Origin of the sequence: Lapillicoccus jejuensis, from assembly GCF_006715055.1 — a bacterium.
GTDB lineage: Bacteria > Actinomycetota > Actinomycetes > Actinomycetales > Dermatophilaceae > Lapillicoccus > Lapillicoccus jejuensis.
The window spans coordinates 4,506,855-4,527,453 of record NZ_VFMN01000001.1; the positions used below are offsets into that span (position 1 = coordinate 4,506,855).

At 75.5% G+C, this 20,599-nt stretch carries 13 protein-coding genes and 1 riboswitch; of the genes, 6 read left to right on the forward strand and 7 right to left on the reverse strand.

Annotated features, from left to right (window positions below):
• Positions 1-12 precede the first annotated feature (12 nt).
• Complete coding sequence (locus FB458_RS20850; RefSeq protein ID WP_170185780.1) at positions 13-2,367, forward strand: transglutaminase TgpA family protein; 2,355 nt, start codon at positions 13-15, stop codon at positions 2,365-2,367.
• Between the two features lie 64 nt (positions 2,368-2,431).
• Positions 2,432-2,869 (forward strand): SRPBCC family protein, encoded by a 438-nt coding sequence (locus FB458_RS20855; RefSeq protein ID WP_141850180.1) that lies wholly within the window; start codon positions 2,432-2,434, stop codon positions 2,867-2,869.
• An 81-nt stretch (positions 2,870-2,950) separates the two neighbouring features.
• Here the strand turns inward: FB458_RS20855 and FB458_RS20860 are convergent, their stop codons facing one another.
• The 3 genes from FB458_RS20860 to metX all read right to left on the reverse strand — a co-directional run bounded on the left by FB458_RS20860 (position 2,951) and on the right by metX (position 6,604).
• Positions 2,951-4,660, reverse strand: a complete 1,710-nt coding sequence (locus FB458_RS20860; protein WP_141850181.1) for an RNA polymerase sigma factor — start codon at positions 4,658-4,660, stop codon at positions 2,951-2,953.
• Between the two features lie 293 nt (positions 4,661-4,953).
• Positions 4,954-5,361 carry a universal stress protein gene (locus tag FB458_RS20865; RefSeq protein WP_141850182.1) on the reverse strand — a complete coding sequence of 136 codons (408 nt, stop codon included), beginning with the start codon at positions 5,359-5,361 and terminating at the stop codon, positions 4,954-4,956.
• A 64-nt stretch (positions 5,362-5,425) separates the two neighbouring features.
• Positions 5,426-6,604, reverse strand: coding sequence for a homoserine O-acetyltransferase MetX (gene metX, locus FB458_RS20870; protein ID WP_141850183.1), 1,179 nt, complete (start codon positions 6,602-6,604; stop codon positions 5,426-5,428).
• 13 nt (positions 6,605-6,617) lie between these two features.
• A riboswitch (SAM riboswitch) is annotated at positions 6,618-6,727 on the reverse strand.
• Positions 6,728-6,858: 131 nt separating this feature from the next.
• Here metX and FB458_RS20875 point away from each other — a divergent pair.
• Positions 6,859-8,052, forward strand: coding sequence for a DUF4192 domain-containing protein (locus tag FB458_RS20875; protein WP_141850184.1), 1,194 nt, complete (start codon positions 6,859-6,861; stop codon positions 8,050-8,052).
• Between the two features lie 34 nt (positions 8,053-8,086).
• Here the strand turns inward: FB458_RS20875 and FB458_RS20880 are convergent, their stop codons facing one another.
• On the reverse strand, positions 8,087-8,599 hold the full coding sequence (locus tag FB458_RS20880; RefSeq protein WP_141850185.1) for a YkvA family protein: 513 nt from the start codon (positions 8,597-8,599) through the stop codon (positions 8,087-8,089).
• A 126-nt stretch (positions 8,600-8,725) separates the two neighbouring features.
• A complete protein-coding gene (locus FB458_RS20885) occupies positions 8,726-9,442 on the reverse strand; it encodes an EcsC family protein (RefSeq protein ID WP_246061433.1) in 717 nt (238 codons plus the stop codon).
• A gap of 186 nt (positions 9,443-9,628) precedes the next feature.
• On the opposite strand from FB458_RS20885, the gene FB458_RS20890 reads away from it, so the two are divergent.
• The 3 genes from FB458_RS20890 (at position 9,629) to FB458_RS20900 (ending at position 15,225) form a co-directional block, all read left to right on the forward strand.
• The gene (locus FB458_RS20890) at positions 9,629-11,398 is read left to right on the forward strand and encodes a DNA polymerase (protein WP_246061434.1); all 1,770 of its coding nucleotides are present in this window, start codon (positions 9,629-9,631) and stop codon (positions 11,396-11,398) included.
• A gap of 72 nt (positions 11,399-11,470) precedes the next feature.
• Positions 11,471-13,339 carry an ABC transporter ATP-binding protein gene (locus tag FB458_RS20895; RefSeq protein ID WP_246061435.1) on the forward strand — a complete coding sequence of 623 codons (1,869 nt, stop codon included), beginning with the start codon at positions 11,471-11,473 and terminating at the stop codon, positions 13,337-13,339.
• On the forward strand, positions 13,336-15,225 hold the full coding sequence (locus FB458_RS20900) for an ABC transporter ATP-binding protein (RefSeq protein WP_141850186.1): 1,890 nt from the start codon (positions 13,336-13,338) through the stop codon (positions 15,223-15,225). The genes FB458_RS20895 and FB458_RS20900 overlap by 4 nt, the downstream gene beginning before the upstream one ends.
• 184 nt (positions 15,226-15,409) lie before the next feature.
• Here the strand turns inward: FB458_RS20900 and FB458_RS20905 are convergent, their stop codons facing one another.
• Complete coding sequence (locus tag FB458_RS20905) at positions 15,410-16,351, reverse strand: PAC2 family protein (protein WP_141850187.1); 942 nt, start codon at positions 16,349-16,351, stop codon at positions 15,410-15,412.
• A gap of 105 nt (positions 16,352-16,456) precedes the next feature.
• Positions 16,457-20,455 (reverse strand): ATP-dependent RNA helicase HrpA, encoded by a 3,999-nt coding sequence (gene hrpA / locus FB458_RS20910; RefSeq protein ID WP_141850188.1) that lies wholly within the window; start codon positions 20,453-20,455, stop codon positions 16,457-16,459.
• Positions 20,456-20,599: the final 144 nt, after the last annotated feature.

Sequence of the window (20,599 nt, forward strand, 5' to 3'; positions counted from 1 at the left end):
CGGGTCCGGGCCGTGGACGCCGCTGTGGCGCTGCTCGCGTCGATGTGCGCCGTCTTCGCCGTCACCACGCTGACGACGCCGGCGTCGTGGCTGGCCCCCGCCTTCTGGTGCAGCCTCGTCGCCGTCCTCGTCGGGGCCGGTCTGCGCCGGCTGACCTCGCGCAGCCTGCTCGTGCTCCTCGGCCAGCTCGTCGTCGGGGCGTACGTCGTCTTCGCCGTCACCGTCCCCGGGTCGCTGCGCGGCGGGCTGCCGTGGACCTGGACGGCCGAGGCGGTCGACCGGGTCGGGATCGACGTCACCGACGTCGTCACCCGGTACGCCGCCCCCATCCCCTCGACGTTCGGCATCACCGCGATGCTCGTCGCCGCCGCGGTGCTCCTGACGATCGTCGTCGACTTCCTCGCGGTGACCCGTGAGGCGCCGGCCGCCGCGGGCCTGCCGCTGCTCGCCGCGTTCCTCGCCGCCGTCGCCAACAGCGGCGCCGCGCTGGGGCTGGGCTACTTCGTCCTCGTCGCGCTGTCCTGGCTGCTGCTCGTCTCGCGCACCACCAGCGCCGTCGTCCGGCGGTGGTCGACGGCCGCCGCGACCCCGCGCACCCCCACCGCCGACCCGGAGACCGAGCCGGGCGTCCTGTCGGGCCTCGGGGCGAGCGCGCGGAAGCTGGGCGTCGTCGCCGTCGCCGCGGCGGTGCTGCTGCCGGTCGTGCTGCCGCACCTGCCGACGCGGTTCGTCCTCGACGGTCTCGGGCAGGACGACGGCGCCGTCGGTCGCGGCGGCCGGGTCGGCTTCTCCTCCACGCTCGACCTCAGCCGCAGCCTGCAGAGCGGGTCGCTCAACCCGGTCCTCACCTTCCGCACCGACGCCCCGGGCACCCCTCCGCCGCTGCGGGTCGTCGTCGCCCCCGAGTTCGTCGACGGCCAGTGGCGCACGACGACCACCGGGTCGGACAGCCGCACGCTCGTCGGGGCGGCGCGGATCTCCTCGCAGGTGCTGACCCGCGACCGCCGCGTGCAGGTGTCCGCCAACACGCTGGACGCGCCGCACCTCGCGACGATCCAGCCGGTCGTCAGCGCCGACCTCGGCAGCACGGCGTGGTCGGCCGACCAGCAGACGGGCGACCTCTTCGTCCGGTCCAAGCCGGACGACTACGTCCTGGCCTACCGCGAGGTGACCGTGAGCGCCGACCAGCTGCGCGAGGGCATCCCCGGCGGCGACTCGGGCGCGAGCGACCCGCAGGTGCAGGCCTCCCGGGCCCTCGACCCCGGCTCGGCCCAGGTCGTGCGGGAGACCACGGCGCAGGTGACCAAGGGCGCGACCAGCCCGTGGGAGTCGGCCGTGAAGATCCAGGACTACCTGCGCGGGACGGCCTTCACGTACTCGCTGCAGTTGCTGCCCGCCCCGACCCGGGCGGACGGGCGCCAGGAGACCGACCCGGTCGTCGCGTTCCTCGAGACCAAGCAGGGCTACTGCGTGCAGTTCGCCACGGCCATGGTGATGATGGCGCGGGCCGCGGGGATCCCCGCGCGGATGGCCATCGGCTTCCTGCCGGGCACCTTCGAGCAGGGGCAGTGGACCGTCCGCGCCGCCGACGCGCACGCCTGGCCCGAGCTGTACTTCCCCGGCGCCGGCTGGCTGCGCTTCGAGCCGACCCCGGCCGAGCGGACGGGCAGCACGCCGTCGTACGCGCAGGAGCCGACCGGCGGCGCGACGACTGCGCCGAACCGCGACCCGGAGGCGACGCAGAGCGCGACCGGCACGGCGGCGCCCACGACGAACCGCCGCCCCGACGTCGACCCGACGACGGGCGCCGTCCTCACCCCGTCGGTCGGCGACCGGCTGCGCGGCTGGGTCACCTCGCCGGCGGCGTACGTCGTCCTCGCGATCCTCCTCGGGCTGCTCGGCTCGCTCGTCCTGCCGGTGACCGCACGGCTCCTGCACCGACGGCGCCGCGAGCGCGCGCCGGACCCCGCGACCCGGGCCGAGGCCGAGTGGCAGGAGCTGGTCAGCCGGCTCGGCGACCTCGGGCTGCGGCCACCCTCCGGCGGCACCCCGCGGGAGTGGGCACGCCACTACGTCGTCGAGGGCTACCTCGACGAGCAGGCCGAGGAGTCGATGGGGCGGGTCGTCACGACCCTGGAGCGCGGCCGGTACGCCCGGCCGGGCTCGGCGCTCGACGACCGGCACCCGGACGTCGAGTCCGTCGCGAGGGCGGCCGCCCGCGGCCGGCCGGTCTCCCGGCGGGTCAGGGCGTTCCTCGCGCCCCGGGCCGCGGTGGCCTGGTGGTCGGGGCTCGGGTCCCGCGTCGCGGCCCTGCCGCGCCGGGCGCTGTCCGGGGTCGTGGCCCGGCTGCCGCGCCGCGGTCGCTGACCGACCGGTTCCCGCGGGGGCCGGGCGGGTAGGGGGCCTGCACCCCCGACCCGAGGAGACCGCCGTGCCCACCGTCGTCCGCACCTTCACCGTCACGCCCCCGCCCGAGCGCGTCCTGCCCTACCTGGCCGACTTCGCCCACGCCGAGGAGTGGGACCCGGGCACCGAGTCCTGCACCCGCATCGGCGCCGGCCCGGTCGAGCCCGGCGCGCAGTGGCACAACGTCAGCAAGATCATGGGCATGTCCACCGAGCTGACCTACACGCTGCGCGAGGTCACGTCGGACCGGGTCGTCCTCGTCGGCGAGAACGACAGCGCCGAGTCGACCGACACCATCGTCGTCGTGCCCACCCCCGAGGGCGGCAGCGAGATCACCTACACCGCCGACCTCGAGATGAAGGGCGCCGCCAAGCTCGCGGCGCCGGCGATGAAGCTCGTCTTCGAGAAGCTCGGCAACGACACCGAGGAGCAGCTGAGCCAGGTGCTCAACGCCCGCGGCTGACCCGCCCACGAGCGCACAGACGACGGCGCCCCCGACCGATGAGGTCGGGGGCGCCGCAGTGGCTGGTGCTGGTGCCGCGGCTCAGTCGAGGTAGTCGCGCAGGACCTGCGAGCGGCTCGGGTGACGCAGCTTGCTCATCGTCTTCGACTCGATCTGGCGGATCCGCTCGCGGGTCACGCCGTAGACCTTGCCGATCTCGTCGAGCGTCTTCGGCTGGCCGTCGGTCAGACCGAAGCGCATCGAGACGACGCCGGCCTCGCGCTCGGAGAGCGTGTCGAGGACGGAGTGCAGCTGCTCCTGCAGCAGCGTGAAGCTCACCGCGTCGGCCGGGACGACCGCCTCGGAGTCCTCGATGAGGTCACCGAACTCGCTGTCGCCGTCCTCGCCGAGCGGAGTGTGCAGCGAGATCGGCTCGCGACCGTACTTCTGGACCTCGACGACCTTCTCGGGCGTCATGTCGAGCTCCTTGGCCAGCTCCTCCGGGGTGGGCTCGCGGCCCAGGTCCTGGAGCATCTGGCGCTGCACGCGGGCGAGCTTGTTGATGACCTCGACCATGTGCACCGGGATGCGGATGGTGCGGGCCTGGTCGGCCATCGCACGGGTGATGGCCTGGCGGATCCACCACGTCGCGTAGGTCGAGAACTTGTAGCCCTTGGTGTAGTCGAACTTCTCGACCGCTCGGATCAGACCGAGGTTGCCCTCCTGGATGAGGTCGAGGAAGAGCATGCCGCGGCCGGTGTAGCGCTTGGCCAGCGAGACGACGAGGCGCAGGTTGGCCTCGAGCAGGTGGTTCTTCGCGCGCTTGCCGTCGCGGGCGATCCAGTCCAGCTCGCGGCCGGACTTGGTGAACTTCTCCTGCTTGGTCATCTGCGAGAGGCGCTCCTCGGCGAAGAGGCCCGCCTCGATGCGCTTGGCCAGCTCCACCTCCTGCTCCGCGTTGAGCAGCGCGACCTTGCCGATCTGCTTGAGGTAGTCCTTGACCGGGTCGGCGGTCGCCCCGGCGGTGACGACCTGCTGCGCGGGGGCGTCGTCCTCGTCGTCGTCGCGGATGACGAAGCCGGCGGCCTCGGACTCCTCCTCGGGGGCCTTCGCCGCGGCGGGCGCGGCACCCTCCTCGGCGTCGTCGCCGTCATCGGCGCCGGCGGTCTCGCCCTCCTCGGTGCTGTCGTCCGCGACCTCGACCTCGGTGTCGTCGGACACCTCGAGGTCGCCGTCCTCGGGGTCGACCTCGGCCTCGTCGCCCTCGTCGCCCGTGACGCCGTCGGCTCCGGCGGCCGCCTTGGCGGCGGTCTTCTTGGCCGTCGTCTTCTTCGCGGCGGTCTTCTTCGCGGCGGGGGCGGCGGCGGCGTCCGCGTCGCGGGTCGTGGCGGCCTTCTTCGCGGCGGTCTTCCGCGGCGCCGTACCGGCGTCGTCGGTCTCGCTCGTCGCCGCGGCGGTCTTGACGGCGGCCTTCGTCGTGGTCTTGGCCGCCGTCTTCGTGGCGGTCTTGGCCGCGGCCCGCGTCGTGGTCTTGCGGGTCGCCGTCGCGGCGACCGCACGGGCGGCGGCCTCCTCGAGCACGACGGTCACGCCGTGGTCGTCGAGGGCGCGCAGGACGACCTTCATCCGCGCCGGCGGGACCTGGGCCTCCTCGATCGCGACCTTCAGCTGCGTCCCCGTCACCTGGCCGTGGGTGGACCCGAGCGCGAACAGCTCCTGCAGGGCCGGGTGGCCGAACTCCTTGGGGAGCGGACCCGGGGAGCCGCTCGTGGGGGCCTGCTGCCCCTGCTTACCGGTCGAGACCTTCGACACCGACACCGATCACCTTTCGACGCATCACCCCGCGCCGTGCACGCCGCTGACCCGGGCGCACGGACGGACCCACCGAGTGGGCAAGGACCACAGCAGCCGGATCATTCCGCATCGGCCCGGGGATGGAGAGCCATCGAGGGAAACCCGCTCCTCGGCTGGGCCCCCGCGCGGCGACGTCGGTGGGTCCGGACCCCTTGCGACTGGCTGCTCCGACCATTATAAAACGCCGAGGGCTCCCTGCGCGACGAGGACCCCTCCGAGAGGGGCGTGGCGCGGCGGTATCCGGTCGTGCGTCAGGGCTGCGGGGCCTTGACGGCCAGCACCGGGCAGCCCGCGTCGAGCAGGATGCGCTGGGCGTTGGAGCCGAGGATGAGCTTGCCGACCGGGGTGCGACGGCGCAGCCCGATGACGATGAGGTCGGCCTCGACGTCGCCCGCGATCTCCAGGAGGTCGTCGGCCGCGTCGCCGGAGGCGGTCACCTCGCGGGTGCTGACGTGGTGGCCGGCGGCCTCGACGTCGCGCACGACCTCGCCCAGCTCGCGCTCGAACGTCGCCACCGACTCCGGGTCGTACGTCGACCCGTCGGGACGCACCGTGCGCACGACGACGACGTCGGACCCCGAGCGCACCGACTCGTCCCCGGCCCGGCGCAGTGCCGCCCGGCCCTCGTTGGTCGGTACGTACCCCACGACGATGGTCACGTCGATGCCTCCCTCACGCCCTGCGCTGACCGGCGGGCCGACGGACCGGGCCCCGACGCCGACGCTACACCGAACGCTGCGCGGTCGCGGGCGGCTCGTCGAGCAGCGCGCGCAGGTGCGCCCCCACCTGGTCGACCTCGACGAGGAACCCGTCGTGGCCGTGGCGCGAGGAGATCGTCGCGAGCCGGGCGCCCGGCACCCCGGCGGCGAGCTCCTCGCTGAGCCGGACCGGGTAGAGCCGGTCGCTGTCGACGCCGAGCACCGTCGTCGTCGCGGTGACCCGCGCCAGCGCCGCCGGCACCCCGCCGCGGTCGCGGCCGACGTCGTGCGAGCTCATCGCCTCGGTGAGGACGACGTAGGCGTTGGCGTCGAAGCGGCGCGCGAGCTTGCCCGCGTGGTGGTCCAGGTAGCTCTCGACGGCGTAGCGACCGCCGGCGCCGAGCGGCTGCTCGCCCCCCTGGGCGGCGCGCCCGAAGCGCTCGTCGAGCTCCTCGCCGCTGCGGTAGGTCACGTGCGCGATCCGGCGGGCGATGCCCAGGCCGGCCTCGGGACCCCGTACGGCGTCGTAGTAGTCACCACCGCGGAAGTCCGGGTCCTCGCGGATGGCCAGCAGCTGGGGCTGGGCCCAGGCGATCTGGTCGGCGGTGGCGGCGGCCGTGCTGGCCAGGACCATGAGCCGCGCGACCCGCTCGGGGTGGGTCACCGCCCACTCGACGGCGCGCATGCCGCCCATCGAGCCGCCCACGACCCCGGCCCACCGCCGGATCCCCAGGGCGTCGGCCAGCCGGGCCTCGACCTGCACCTGGTCGCGCACGGTGACGAAGGGGAAGCGGCCGCCCCACGGCCGGCCGTCGCGGGTCGGCGACGCCGGGCCGGTGGTGCCCTGGCAGCCGCCGAGGACGTTGGCGGCCACGACGAACCAGCGGTCGGTGTCGAGCGGCCGGCCGGGGCCGACCAGGCCCTCCCACCAGCCGGGCGAGGGGTGGCCGGGTCCGGCGGGCCCGACGACGTGGCTGTCCCCGGTCAGCGCGTGCTCGACGAGGACCGCGTTGCCGCCGTCGGCGTCGAGGGTGCCCCACGTCTCGTAGGCGACGACCACCTCGGGCACGACGCCGCCGCGCTCGAGGGGCACGTCGCCGACGGCGACGAAGCGCCGCTGCCCCACCGGGTCGCCGGGGCGCCAGGCACCGCTGGGGCGTGGGGTGGACCGCACGGTGTCGGGTTCGTCCCGGGTGACCGTCACTGGAGACTCCTGGTGATCGCGCTTGCCCGCCGGGACCGGCGGGCCGTGTCATCACCCGGGGCACCCCGCCGCGAGGAGGGTTGCCGGCCAGCGAGCCGGGGCTTGACGCTGGCGCTCATGACCTGACTCGAGTGTACCCGGCGGCGGGCGCCCGCCGGTCGTGTTGTCCACAGGGGTGGGCCGGCGGGGCACTGTCCACAGGGGGCGGCCCGCGCCGCCGCGCGGCCGACGCCGTCCGGCCCACGCTGAGGGGCATGTCGACGACCCCGCGCCCGCCCCGTCCCGCGTCCCCCGCCTCCCGCGCCGAGGAGGAGGACGTCATCCGCCTGCACTCCCCCGGTGACGTGCTCACGACGCTGCCCTACCAGCTGGGCTACGTCCCCGAGCGCTCGCTCGTCGTCCTCACGCTGCGCGGTAAGTCCGTCTTCTTCGTGGGTCGGGTGGACCTGCCGCCCCGGACGGCGTCGGGGCGGGAGGCCGCGGCGGCCCTGCTCGTCCCGCTGAGCCGGCACCGCTTCGACCGCGCCCTCGTCGTCACCGTGGAGGACGCGCTCGTGGCCGACGCGGACCAGTGGGACGGGGGCGCCGGGGTCGAGGAGCGTACCCGGGCCGGCTGTGACCCGGTGGAGCGGCGGCGGGCGGCGCCCCGGTCGTGGACCGACCTGGCCCGGGAGGTCTGCGCCGGGCTGCGGGCGCTCGGCGTCCAGGTGGACGAGCGGATCACCGTGCGCGACGGGATGTGGTGGTGCCCTGACGGCACGGCCCGCGAGCGCCGACCGCAGCGGCTGCCCGGCGCCGGCGACGTCGCGGCCGTCGCCGAGTTCGTCGGGCGGGGCCGGGTGCCGCTGCGGCACCGCGACGACCTCGCCGCGATGGTGGTCGGCAGCCCGGAGGAGGTCCGGGACGCGGGCGAGGTCGACGACCTCGTCACCCGTTTCACCGGGGGCGGCGCCGACCGCCGGTCGCTGCTGCGTGCCGCCGCGGCGGCGTGGGCGCGGTTCGTGGCCGACGACCCCGGCGGGGCCGACCCCGACGACGTGCCCCTGCTCCTCGCCTCGCTGCACGACGTCCCGCTGCGCGACCTCGTGCTGGCCTGGCTGTGCCCCCGCCACGAGCCGGGGCCGTCGGGCTCCGCGGCCGCCGAGGGACTGCACGGGGCCGTCGGAGGGGACCCGCCGCTGGGCGGGCTCGTGCGGGTGCTCGGGCCCGGCCCGGAGCAGGGGCGCGGTCACCTGGTGGCGGCGCTGACCCGCCTGTGCCGGGCCTGCCCGCCCGGCCGGGGCGCCCCCGTCCTCGCGGCCCTCGCGCACGTGGCCTGGTGGCACGGCGACGGGGCGCTGGCGCGGGTGGCGGTCGACGCCGCGCGCGAGCACGACCGCGACCACGGCCTGGCCGCGCTGCTCGAGCAGGTGCTCGACCTCGCCGTGGCCCCGGAGCACGTCGCGTGACGCGCGTCGCAGCTCGCGTGTCGTGCGTCGGGCGTCAGCGCACGACGTGGCCCTCGACGGTGGAGGTCCCCCACCCGGCGCGCCGGTCGTGGCGGTGGGCGCCGTCCGGGGCGTCCTGCGGGCGACCCCAGCGGTCGCGGGGGCCGGTGGTCGATCCCCCGTCGGTCGCGCCGGACGAGGTCCGGCCGGCGGACCTGCCGGGTCCGGCGGTCCGCTCCCACTGCAGGAAGGCCTCGGTGTCGTGGACGAGCGCGGCGGCGAGCCAGGCGACGACGACGGCGTCATCGGCGAGCCCCACGAGCGGCAGCAGCCCCTCGGGGAGCAGGTCGACCGGCGAGGCGACGTACGCGACCGCGAGCAGCAGGAGGCCGAGGTGCCCGGGGGTGACGGCGCGGTAGCGCCCGGACAGCACCGCCCGCACCAGCCGGGGGACGGCCCGGCCGCGGTCGGCGAGGCCGGGGCCACCAGGTCGCAGGGTGACGCGGACGGCGCCGGCGAGCTGACGCAGCAGCCCGGTGCGACCGGGGCGGGCCGAGGTGCGCGGCATGGGGACTCCTGGGGTGCGGGTGCGGCTGGGGGTGCGGCTGGGGACGGCCTGCTCTGTCGTGGACGCACGGGGAGCGGGCCCGGTTCCCGGCCGACCCCCGTCGTCCGGCCCGCGCCGCCGCCCGGCTCAGCGCGTGAGGGCGGGGGCGACCGGCGGGAACTCCTGGCGGGCCTGGTCGGCGATCCGCTTGAGCATGTAGGTGTCGAGCCCCGCGCCGACGGCCCCGCCCACCACCGGGACGTAGCGGCCGAAGCGGGCCAGGGTCGAGCGGCCCATCGTCGTGAGGAGGCGGAACCCGATGGCCTTGTTGACGACCATGAGGGCGGGCCCGGGCAGCCGCTGGGCGGCGAGGTTCGTCAGCCGGCTGCCGCCCCCGGCGATGCCGGCCTTCTTGAGCAGGTCGTCGGCGTCGGCGCCGACCAGCGTGAGCAGGACGGCGCTGCGGATCTGCGGCTGACGCAGGTCGTAGCCGCGCAGCGCCGCGATGGCCGCGGTCATCCGGGTGGCGACCAGGTAGAACGAGACGACGTTGGCCGGCAGCGCGACCGGCAGGGTGACGAAGCCCCCCAGACCGGTGACGAACCCGCCGGCGCCCGCGACGGTCAGGTGCTGGCGCACGACCTTGTCGATGGCGGCCTCGGTGTCGGCGGCGTGGCTGCGGGCCGAGTCGGCCACCCGCTGCGCGCCGTCGAGCGGCCCCCGGCCGTCGATGCCGGTGTCGAGCAGCCGCTCGACCAGGCCCGCGGCCGCGCCACCGAGCCCGTCGGCAGGCCGCTCCTGGCCGGCGCGCTCGATGGCGCTGCCCGGCTGCGGCGTGTCGTCCTTGCCACCGAAGATGCCCACGGTGCTCCTTCTGCTCCGGCCCCGCCGAGCGCGGCGGGGCGCGGGGCGACCCTCGTCGCCCCTCGTCGATACAGGTGGGGGGTACCCACCGCCGTCAAGGACGACCCGTGGCGCCCGTGGGTTCCCGCCGGCGGGCGCACGGCACCGGGGCCGGCGTCGTCGGGGGTCTCGGCCAGACTGGCGCCCGTGCTCCCCCTGCTCGTCGTCGGTGACCGCGCCGTCCTCGGCGCGGGGGCCGGTGGTGGCCCGCCGGGCGGCCCCGTCGTGGGGACGGTGGCGGACGTCGTCGACGCGCTGGCCCCGCTGCTCGAGGGCGACGCCCCCCGGCTCGTCGTCGTCGACGCGGCGTCCGCGGCCCCGGTCCTCGCCCACCGCCGGTTCGCGGGACGGCAGCGGGTCCACCGGCTGTGGGACGTCGCCGAGGCGCACCGCCTGCTGGCCGGCGGGTGGGCCGCCGACCCGGGGCTCGCGTGGGCGCACGTCGCCGGCCTCGACCCGGCGACCCGCCCGCGGTCGGCGTCGGGCGACCTGTTCGACTTCGCGGCCGACCCGGGGGCCGAGGGTGACCCCGGGTCGCCGTACGGGCGGGGTGGGCACCTGCGCCCGGACGCCCTCACCGGGTCGTGGGCGACCACCCCGGCGCGGCTGCTCGCGGCGGCCGACGCCCTCGCCCGGCTGGCGCTCCACCAGGTCGAGGCGCTCGGCGCCGTGTCGTCCCGGGCGGTCGCGACGGCCCACGCCGAGTCGGCCGCCGCCCTGCTGTGCGTCGAGCTCGAGCGCGACGGGCTGCCGCTGGACCGCCCCACGGCGCTCGAGCTCATCGGGCTGAGCGCGGGTCCCCCGCCGCGCGACGAGGCGGACGCGGCGGCGACCCGCGCGCAGCGCGACCGCGACGTCCTCGCCCACGCGCCCGGCTGGGAGTCGACCGACCTGCGCAACCCCGCCCAGGTCAGGACGCTGCTGGCCGCGCACGGGGTGAGCGTCCCGTCGACGAGGGCGCACGTCCTCGAGCCGTTCCGGCGCACCCATCCGCTCGTCGAGGCCCTCCTGCAGTGGCGCAAGGACGAGCGGATCGCGACGACGTACGGCTACCGCTGGCTGGCCGAGCACGTCGGTCCGGACGACCGGCTGCGGGGCGCGTGGACCGCGTGCGACGGTGCGGCCGGGCGGATGACCGCGCAGAACGGGCTGCACAACCTGCCTGCGCCGCTGCGACCGGCGGTCGCGGCCGCGGACGGTCACGTGCTCGTCCGGGCCGACCTCGGCCAGGTCGAGCCGCGCGTGCTCGCCGCGGTCTCCGGCGACCCGGCCTTCGCCGAGGCGACCCGCGCCGACGACCTCTACGCGCCGGTGGCCCGGAAGCTCGGGGTCCCCCGGCCGACGGCCAAGATCGCCGTCCTCGCCGCGATGTACGGCCAGCGCAGCGGCGCCGCCGGGGAGGCGCTGCGGGACCTCGAGCGCGCCTACCCCGTCGCGATGCGCCTGCTCGACGACGCCTACGCCGCCGGGGTCGCCGGGCGGCCGCTGCGCACCGTCGGTGGCCGGCTCCTCCCGCTCGACCGCCTCCTGCGCGCCGCCGACGCCCGCGAACCCGCGTCCGCGGGCGACGACGACCCGGGCGGCGGCGAGGCGCCCGTCGGGGCCCGCGACCGGTCCGCCCTCGACGCCGGCCGCGGCCGGTTCGCCCGCAACGCGGTCATCCAGGGCGCCGCCGCCGAGCTGTTCAAGGCGTGGGCGGCCACCGTGCGGCACGCCGTCCTCCCGTACGACGCCGCGATCGTCCTCTGCCTGCACGACGAGCTCCTCGTCCACGCCCCCGAGCAGCACGCCGCCCGCGTGGCCGGCCTCGTCGAGCGCTCGCTCACCGACGCCGCACGGCGCTGGACCGGCTCGGACCGGGTGCGCTTCGTCGCCGAGACCTCCGTCGTGCGCCGGTGGTCGGAGGCGAAGGACTGAACGCGCGGGACCCGGGCGACCCCGCGGTAACCCGGTCGAGGCTGTCGGTGCGAGCGGCTACGGTGGTGGTTGGTGACGACAACGACTTCCTCCCCCAGCGACACGACCGACAACGACTCCCGAGGGGAGGCGGGCGCGGCCGACGGGCCGACTCCCCCACCACCCCCGGACCCCGGCTCGGCCCGACCCGGCGAGCGGCAGGTCTCGGCCGCCCGGGCGCTGTGGCGGATGGCGCCGTACATGCGCCCGTACGTCGCCCGGATCGTCGTGATGATGGTCGCGGCCCTCGGCGGGGTGGGGGCGAGCATCGTCGTCCCGCTCGTCACCCAACGCGTCGTCGACGGCCCCATCGCCCACGGCGACCGGGCCGGGCTGCTGCCGCTGGGGCTGCTGGCCATCGGCCTCGGTCTCGCCGAGGCGGTCCTCGTCTTCGTGCGCCGCTGGGTGCAGAACGTCGCCACCTTCGGCATCGAGACCCGGATGCGCGACGACCTCTACCGGCACCTGCAGGCCCTGCCGCCGTCGTTCCACGACCGCTGGCAGTCGGGGCAGCTGCTGTCCCGTGCGACGTCGGACCTGTCGGCGATCCGCCGGTTCACCGGGTTCGGGGTGGTCTTCCTCGTCGTCAACACCGCCACCTTCGTCACCATCGTGGCGCTGCTCATCCACCTCGACCCGCTCCTCGGCGTCGTCGTCGCCGTCTGCCTCGCCCCGGTCGTCGTGCTGTGCCAGCGCTTCGAACGCCGCTACCGGGTCGTCAGCCGCCGGGTCCAGGACCAGGAGGGCGACCTGACCACCCTCATCGAGGAGTCGGTCACGGGGCTGCGCGTCATCAAGGCCTTCGGCCGCCGGCAGATGGTCCTCGACCGCTACGTCGACGCCGCCCGCGGGATGCGCGAGACGCAGCTGGACAAGGCCCGGCTGCGCGGTGGGCTCATCGCCTTCCTCGACCTGGTCCCCAACGCCGCCCTCGTCGTCGTCCTGCTGCTCGGCGCCTACGCCGTCGGCGAGGGCCGGATGACCCTCGGCGCCCTCGTCGCCTTCATCACCCTCGTCCTGCAGCTCGTCGTCCCGGTCGAGATGCTCGGCTTCATCCTCGCCTCGGCGCAGGAGGCGGCGACCGCGACGACGCGCTTCTTCGAGGTCCTCGACGCGGAGCCCGACATCGCCGACCGCCCCGGCGCCACCGACCTCCCGGACGGCCCGGGCCACGTGCGCCTCGAGGGCGTCGGCTTCGCGTACGACGAGCGCCGCGGCGCCGTCCTCGACGGCGTCGACCTCGACCTGCGCCCCGGCGAGACCCTGGCCCTGGCCGGGGCCAGCGGGTCCGGCAAGACGACCCTGGCCATGCTGCTCCCGCGGCTGGCCGACCCGACGTCCGGACGGGTGACCATCGACGGGCAGGACATCCGCGACGTCACCCTGCGCTCGCTGCGCACGGCCGCCTCGACGGCCTTCGAGGAGCCGATCCTCTTCTCCGCCAGCGTCCGCGAGAACGTCACCCTCGGTCACCCCGACGCGACCGACGAGCAGGTCGCGCAGGCGCTCGACCTCGCGCAGGCGGGCTTCGCCTACGACCTCCCGTGGGGGCTGGACACCAGGGTCGGCGAGCAGGGCATGTCGCTCTCCGGCGGTCAGCGCCAGCGGCTCGCGCTCGCCCGCGCCGTCCTGGGCCGGCCCCGCGTCCTCGTCCTCGACGACCCGCTGTCGGCCCTCGACGTCGAGACCGAGCACCTCGTCGAGGAGGCGCTGCGCCGCGTCCTCGCCACGACGACGGCGCTCATCGTCGTCCACCGCCCGAGCACCGTCGCCCTCGCCGACCGCGTGGCGCTGCTGCACGAGGGCCGGGTCGTCGCCGTCGGCACCCACGCCGAGCTGCTCGCCACGGTCCCGGAGTACGCCGACGTCCTCGGCCAGGACGAGCACGAGGAGGTCGCATGAGCACCCGGCCCACCGGCACGCCGTCGGCGGGCGGGGCCGCCGGTGGCAGCGCCGGCAGCACCGCCGGCAGCACCCCCGAGCCGCGGTGGCGTGGCGTCGCCGCCGAGCGCACCGAGGACGTCTCCGCCGGCGTCCGCGCGCTGCTCCAGCAGCGCACCACCCGGCTGCTGCGCGACCTGCTCGGGCCGCACCGTCGCGCCCTGGTCTGGCTGACCGTCCTCATCGTCGTCGAGAACCTCGCCAGCCTCGCCGGGCCCTACCTCGTCGGCCTCGGCATCGACAAGGGCATCCCGCCGCTGCTGGAGGGGGGCAGCCCGACCCCGCTCGTCGCCGCGGTCGTCGCGCTCGCCGTCGCGACCGTGCTCCAGATGGTCACCGAGCGCGCGTTCCTCGTCCTCACCGCGCGGATCGGACAGGACGTCGTCCTCGACCTGCGCCGCCGCGTGTTCGACCACATGCAGCGGCTGTCGCAGTCGTTCCACGAGACCTACACCTCGGGGCGCACCGTCTCGCGGCAGACCTCGGACATCGACGCGATCTCCGACTTCCTCTCGGACGGGCTGCAGGCGGTCGTCGTGTCCGGCCTGTCGATCCTCACCATCGGCATCACGCTGTTCAGCCTCGACGTGCCGCTCGCGCTCGTCGGGGTCGCGTCGTTCGTCCCGCTCGTCCTCGTCACGGTGTGGTTCCGCCGCGAGTCGGCGAGGGCCTACCGCGCCACCCGCGAGGCCGTGGCCCGGGTCATCGTCCAGTTCGTCGAGACGTTCGGCGGGCTGCGGGCGGTGCAGGCCTTCCGCCGCGAGCCGCGCGGCGAGGCGATCTTCGGCGACCTCAACGACCGCTACCGGGTGACCAACCGCCGGACGTTCGACCTCATGGCGGTCTACATGCCGGCGGTCAAGCTCATCGGCAACCTCGCCGTCGGCGTCGCCCTGCTCTACGGCGGCCACCGCGTCCTCGACGGCGACCTGCAGGTCGGCGTCCTCACCTCGATCCTGCTCTACCTGCGTCGCTTCTTCGACCCCCTGCAGGACCTGTCGCAGTTCTTCAACTCCTTCCAGTCGGCGTCCGCGGCGCTGGAGAAGCTGTCCGGCGTCCTCGAGGAGGAGCCGAGCGTGCGCGAGCCCACGGACCCGGTGCCCCTCGAGCGGGTCCGTGGGGACCTGCGGCTCGAGCGCGTGACCTTCGGGTACGGCGACCGGGTCGTCCTGCCGCGCCTCGACCTGCACGTCCCGGCCGGGCAGACCGTCGCCCTCGTCGGGCGCACGGGGGCCGGCAAGACGACCATCGCCCGGCTGGTCGGGCGGATGTGGGACCCGACTTCGGGCACCGTGCGGCTCGACGGCGTCGACCTGCGCCGGGTCACCGACGCCGACCTGCACCGCGGGGTCGTCACGGTCACGCAGGAGAGCTTCCTCTTCTCCGGCACCGTCGCCGACAACATCGCCGTTGGCCGGCCGGGGGCGAGCCGGGCGCAGGTCGAGGCGGCCGCGCGGGAGATCGGCGCGCACGACTTCATCAGCCGGCTCCCCGAGGGCTACGACACCGACGTCCGGGCCCGCGGCGGGCGGCTGTCGGCCGGTCAGCGCCAGCTCGTGTCCTTCGCCCGCGCGTTCCTCGCCGACCCGGCCGTGCTCGTCCTCGACGAGGCGACGTCGTCGCTCGACATCCCCAGCGAGCGGCTGGTGCAGCGGGCGCTGCGCACGATCCTCGCCGACCGGACGGCGATCATCATCGCCCACCGCCTCTCGACCGTCGCGATCGCGGACCGGGTCCTCGTGCTCGAGGCCGGCGAGGTCGTCGAGGACGGCACCCCGCAGGACCTCATCGGCGGCACGGGCCGGTACGCCGCCCTGCACCGCCAGTGGGAGGACTCGCTCGTCTGAGGCGGGCTCGGGCCCGGCACCGTTCCTCGACGATCCTCGAGATCCGATGCCGTCAGGCCCGGATCCGGCGCCGTTCCTCGAAGATCCTCGAGATCCGACGTGCCCCGGGTACGACGACGGGGACCGAGCCGGTGGCGCGGTCCCCGTCGTGGTGGTGGGAGGACGCCGTACGGCGCCCTGCGGCTCAGCCCTGCGACGGACCGCCGTCGCCGTCGGGCCGCGTGTCGTCGACGTCGGCGAGGAAGGCCTCGAGCTCGGCGCCGATCTCGTCGGCGGTCGGCAGCTCCGAGATGCTCGTCGCGAGCAGGCTGGGGCGGCGGTGGCCCTCCATGAAGGCGTCGTACTGCTGCTCGAGGGCGTGGACGACGCCCTGCACCTCCTCGGAGGAGGCGACCTCGGTGGCCAGCTGGGCCCGGTTGAGGCCGGCCATCGCCGCGAGGTCCTCGGTGTTGAGCGCGAGCCCGGTGGCGGCGATGACGGCGCCCAGCCCGGACAGCGCCGCGTCGGGGAACTCGGCCTGGCCGAGGTAGTGCGGCACGTGGACCGAGAAGCCGACCGCGTCGCGCCCGGACTCGCCGAGCCGCAGCTCGAGCAGCGCGGCCAGCGACCCGGGCACCTGCACGGCCCCGAAGACGCTCTCGTAGGTCGAGATGAGCCGGGGGTCGGTCGCGTGCGCGGTCAGCCCGATCGGGCGGGTGTGCGGCACCGCCATCGGGATGCCGTGCACCGACAGCGTCAGCTCGACGCCGAGGACGCGGATGAGACCGGTGACGGCCTCGACGACGCGCTCCCACTGGTAGTCCGGCTCGACGCCGGCGAGCAGCAGGAAGGGGGTGCCCTCGCGGTCGACGAGCCGGTAGAGCAGCAGCGACGGGTCGTCGTACGAGGTGTAGCGGTCGCGGTCGAAGGTCATGACGGGCCGGCGCCCGCGGTAGTCGAGCAGCTGGTCGACGTCGAAGGACGCGACGACGGTGTGCTCGTGGGTGTCGAGCAGGTGCTGGGTCATCAGCTGCTGCGTGCGCCCGGCGTCGACGAAGCCGCCGACGGCGACGAGCAGCACGGACGCCCGCGCGGCGGCGGGGTGGGTGTCGGTCTCGAAGCGGTAGAGCGCGGAGGGGTCCTGCACGGCGAGCCTTCTTCACGTCGGGTGCTGGGCGGGCGACCGGGGCCGGTCGCCGTTCACGCCGCATAACGTCCCGGGTCGCGCCGGGATTCCTGGGGGCGGCGCGGCTCAGTCGACGGGGACGGCGGCGATCGCCCGCTGGATGCGCTTGACCGACACCGGCGCGGCGGTCCCGAGCCGGTTGGCGAAGAGCGACACCCGCAGCTCCTCGATCATCCAGCCGACGGCGACGACGGGCTCGGACGCGCGCTGCGCGGGACGCAGCCGGTCGAGCAGGTCGCCGTACGCCCGCTCGGCGAGGAGGACCTCGTCCATGGCGCGGCCGTCGCGCAGCGGGTCGAGGGGGGCGCGCTCGAGCCGCAGCAGCACGCCCTGGAGGTAGCGCCCGAGGTCGGGCAGCCGGGCGAGGCCGGTCTCGGCGACGAACCCGGGCCGGACGAGCTCGGCGAGCTGGGAGCGGACGTCGGCGACGGTGTCGCGCAGCGCCGGCTGGGTCATCCGCTCGAGGGTGTTGACGGCCTGCAGGTGACGGGCGAGGACCGGCTCGACGAGCCCGACGACCTGCAGGACGCGGGCGGCGGCGTGGGTGCGGACGGCCTTGAGCGCGGCCTCGAAGTCCGCGTCCGTGCGCACCTCGTGGGGCACGTGCTCGGCGGCGAGGGCGTCGACGGCGCACTCGAGGCAGTCCTCGAGGAGCTTCTGGACCGACCCGTGCGGGTTGTGCCCGAGGGCCAGCTTCTGGGTGTTGGTCAGCCTGGCCAGCACCTGCTTCCACGGCGGGCTGGTGCCGAGGACGAGCAGCCGCCGTACGCCGACGCGGTGCTCGGCCTGCGCCTCGGCGCGGGTCGGGAGCACCCGCAGCGCGACCGAGGTGCCCTCGTCGACGAGGGCGGGGTAGCCGTGGACGGTGCGCCCGCCGCCGCCCTGCGTCGTCACCTCGACGGGGATCTCGCCCACGGTCCAGGACGTCAGGCCGGTGCGCTGCAGGTCGGCACCCGCGCGGGCGACCTGGCGGCGCAGCTGCGGCGCGGCCTGCTCGCGCAGCGCGTCGAGGTCCTGCCCGACGGCGATGACCCGGCCGCCGGGGTCCTCGATGCTGAACCGCACGCGCAGGTGGGTCGGCACGCGCTCGACGTCCCAGTCCCCCTCCTGGACCACGACGCCGTGCGTCTCGCGCAGCACCCGGGACAGGACGGTGGTGAGCGGGCCGTCCCCCGCGCCGAGGCCCCGCTCGCGCAGGACCCGGACGGTCGCCGCGGCGTGCTCGGGGGCCGGGACGAGCAGGCGGCGGGTGGCCTTGGGCAGGGTGCGGATCAGCGCGGTGACGAGGTCCTCGCGCAGCCCCGGCACCTGCCAGTCGAAGCCGTCGGCCGTGACCTGGTTGAGCACCTCGACGGGCACGTGGACGGTGACGCCGTCGTCGTCGCGGCCCGGCTCGAAGCGGTAGTCCACGGCGAGGCGCAGGTCGCCCTGCACCCACGTCGTCGGGTAGGCGTCGCGGTCGACCGCCTCGGCGCTGTCGCGCACGAGCAGGTCCTCGGTGAAGTGCAGCAGCCGCGGTTCGCGTCGCGACGCCTTCTTCCACCAGGTGTCGAAGTGCCGGGCCGAGACGACCTCGGCGGGGATCCGCTCGTCGTAGAACGCGCGCACGGTCTCGTCGTCGACGACGATGTCGCGCCGTCGGGTCCGGGCCTCGAGCTCGCGCAGCCGCTCGACGAGCGCGGCGTTGTCGTGGAAGAACCGGTGCCGGGTGGTCCACTCCCCCTCGACGAGGGCCCGCTGGACGAAGAGGTTGCGGGCCTCCTCGCGGTCGACGGCGGCGTAGCCGACGGTGCGGCCGGTGACGATGGGGACGCCGTACAGGGTCACCCGCTCGGTGGCGACGGCGCTGCCGCGGCGGGCCGACCAGGTGGGCTCGGAGTAGGTGCGCTTGACCAGGTGCTTGCCCGCCTCCTCGGCCCACAGGGGGTCGATCCGGGCGCAGCCGCGGGCCCAGGTGCGGTTGGTCTCGACGAGCTCGCCGGCCATGACGAAGGCCGGCTGCTTCCTGAACACGACGCTGCCGGGGGCGATGGAGAAGTGCAGCCCGCGCGCACCGAGGTAGTCGCGGCGGACCTCGTCCCGGGAACCGATCTGCGAGAGCAGCCCGGTGAGCAGGCTGCGGTGCACGGCCTCGAGGTCGGGCTCGGCGTCCTCCTCGGACGTCCCGCGCGCGGTGTCGTAGCCGGCCTGCTTGCACGCCTGGCGAAGCTGCGCGTGCAGGTCCTGCCACTCGCGGACCCGCAGGAAGTGCAGGTACTCCGCCTTGCAGAGCCGGCGGAACGCGCTGGAGGACAACGCCTTCTGCTGCTCGCGCAGGTAGCGCCACAGCATGAGGTAGGCGCCGAAGTCGCTGCCCTCGACGGCGAAGCGCTTGTGCGCGGCGTCCGCGAGCTCGCGCTTCTCCAGCGGCCGCTCGCGCACGTCCTGCAGCGACAGGGCCGAGACGACGACGAGGACCTCGCGCAGGCAGCCGCGCGCATCGGCCTCGATGACCATCCGCGCGAGGCGCGGGTCGACGGGGAGGGCGGCGATGGTGCGTCCGTACGGCGTCAGCCGTCGCCTCCGCGCGGCCGAGCCGCCTTCGCTCGGGCGGCTGCTCGTCTCCTCCGGCTCGACGGCGCGCAGCTCCTCGAGCAGCCGGACGCCGTCGGTGACGGCCCGCGGGTCGGGCGGGTCGAGGAAGGGGTAGGCGGCGACGTCGCCGAGGCCCAGCGAGGTCATCTGGAGGATGACCGACGCGAGGTTGGTCCGCAGGATCTCGGGGTCGGTGAACTCCGGGCGCGAGAGGTAGTCGTCCTCGGAGTAGAGGCGGATGCAGATGCCCTCGGCGACGCGGCCGCAGCGGCCCTTGCGCTGGTCGGCGCTGGCCCGGCTCACCGGCTCGATCGGCAGGCGCTGCACCTTGGTCCGCGCGGACCACCGCGAGATGCGGGCGGTGCCGGTGTCGACGACGTAGCGGATGCCGGGGACGGTCAGCGAGGTCTCGGCGACGTTGGTGGCGAGGACGACGCGGCGGGTGACGCCGGGCGGGCGGCGGCCGAAGACGCGGTGCTGCTCGGCGGCGGACAGCCGGCCGAAGAGCGGGAGGACCTCGGTCTGCGGGAGGTCGAGCCCGGCGAGCGCCTCGGCGGCGTCGCGGATCTCCCGCTCGCCGCTGAGGAAGACGAGGATGTCGCCGTCGCGGCGTTCCGTCCACAGCTCGGTGACGGCGTCGACGATGCCGGTCGTCTGGTCGCGGTCGGCGACGGCGGGGCCGTCACCGGGACCGTCCTCGTCGTCGTCGGCCTGCGCGTCCTCGGCGGCGAGCGGGCGGTAGCGGACCTCGACGGGGAAGGTGCGACCCGACACCTCGACGACCGGCACGGGCGGCTGCCCGGGCTGGGAGAAGTGGTCGGCGAAGCGCTGCGGGTCGATCGTCGCCGACGTGATGACGACCTTGAGGTCGGGGCGGCGCGGCAGCAGGCGCTTGAGGTAGCCGAGGATGAAGTCGATGTTGAGCGAGCGCTCGTGCGCCTCGTCGATGACGATCGTGTCGTAGCGGCGCAGGTCGCGGTCGTGCTGCAGCTCTCCGAGCAGGATGCCGTCGGTCATCACCTTGACGAGCGTGTCGCGGCTGCTGTGGTCGGCGAAGCGGACCTGGTAGCCCACGACGCCGCCGAGCTCGACGTCGAGCTCCTCGGCGAGGCGCTCGGCGACGGCGCGGGCGGCGATCCGCCGCGGCTGGGTGTGCCCGATCGTGCCGGCGACCCCGCGTCCGAGCCCCAGGAGGATCTTCGGCAGCTGGGTGGTCTTGCCCGACCCGGTCTCCCCGGCGACGACGACGACCTGGTGGTCGCGGATGGCCGCGGCGATGTCGTCGCGGCGCCCGGAGACCGGCAGGTCCTCGGGGTAGCGGATCTCGGGGACGAGGCCGCGGCGGTGCTCGAGCCGTCGGGCCCGGCCGGCGGCCCGCTCGGCGGGGTCGACGTCGCCGCGGGGACGCCCCCGCCCGCGGCGACGAGGGCGGCGGGGCCGGTCGTCCGGGCCGCCGCCGCGCGACGGCACCGGCTCGGACGTCTCGGACACGGAGGTCGAGTCTACGGAGCGCCGTACGGGGCTCTCGACGCGGTTTCGGCCGCTGTCAGCAGGGAGGGGACGACTCCTTGCTCCTGATGCGCCCTTCTCGGGCCGGATCCGGGTCAGGACGGGCACATCCGGAGCAAGAAGTCG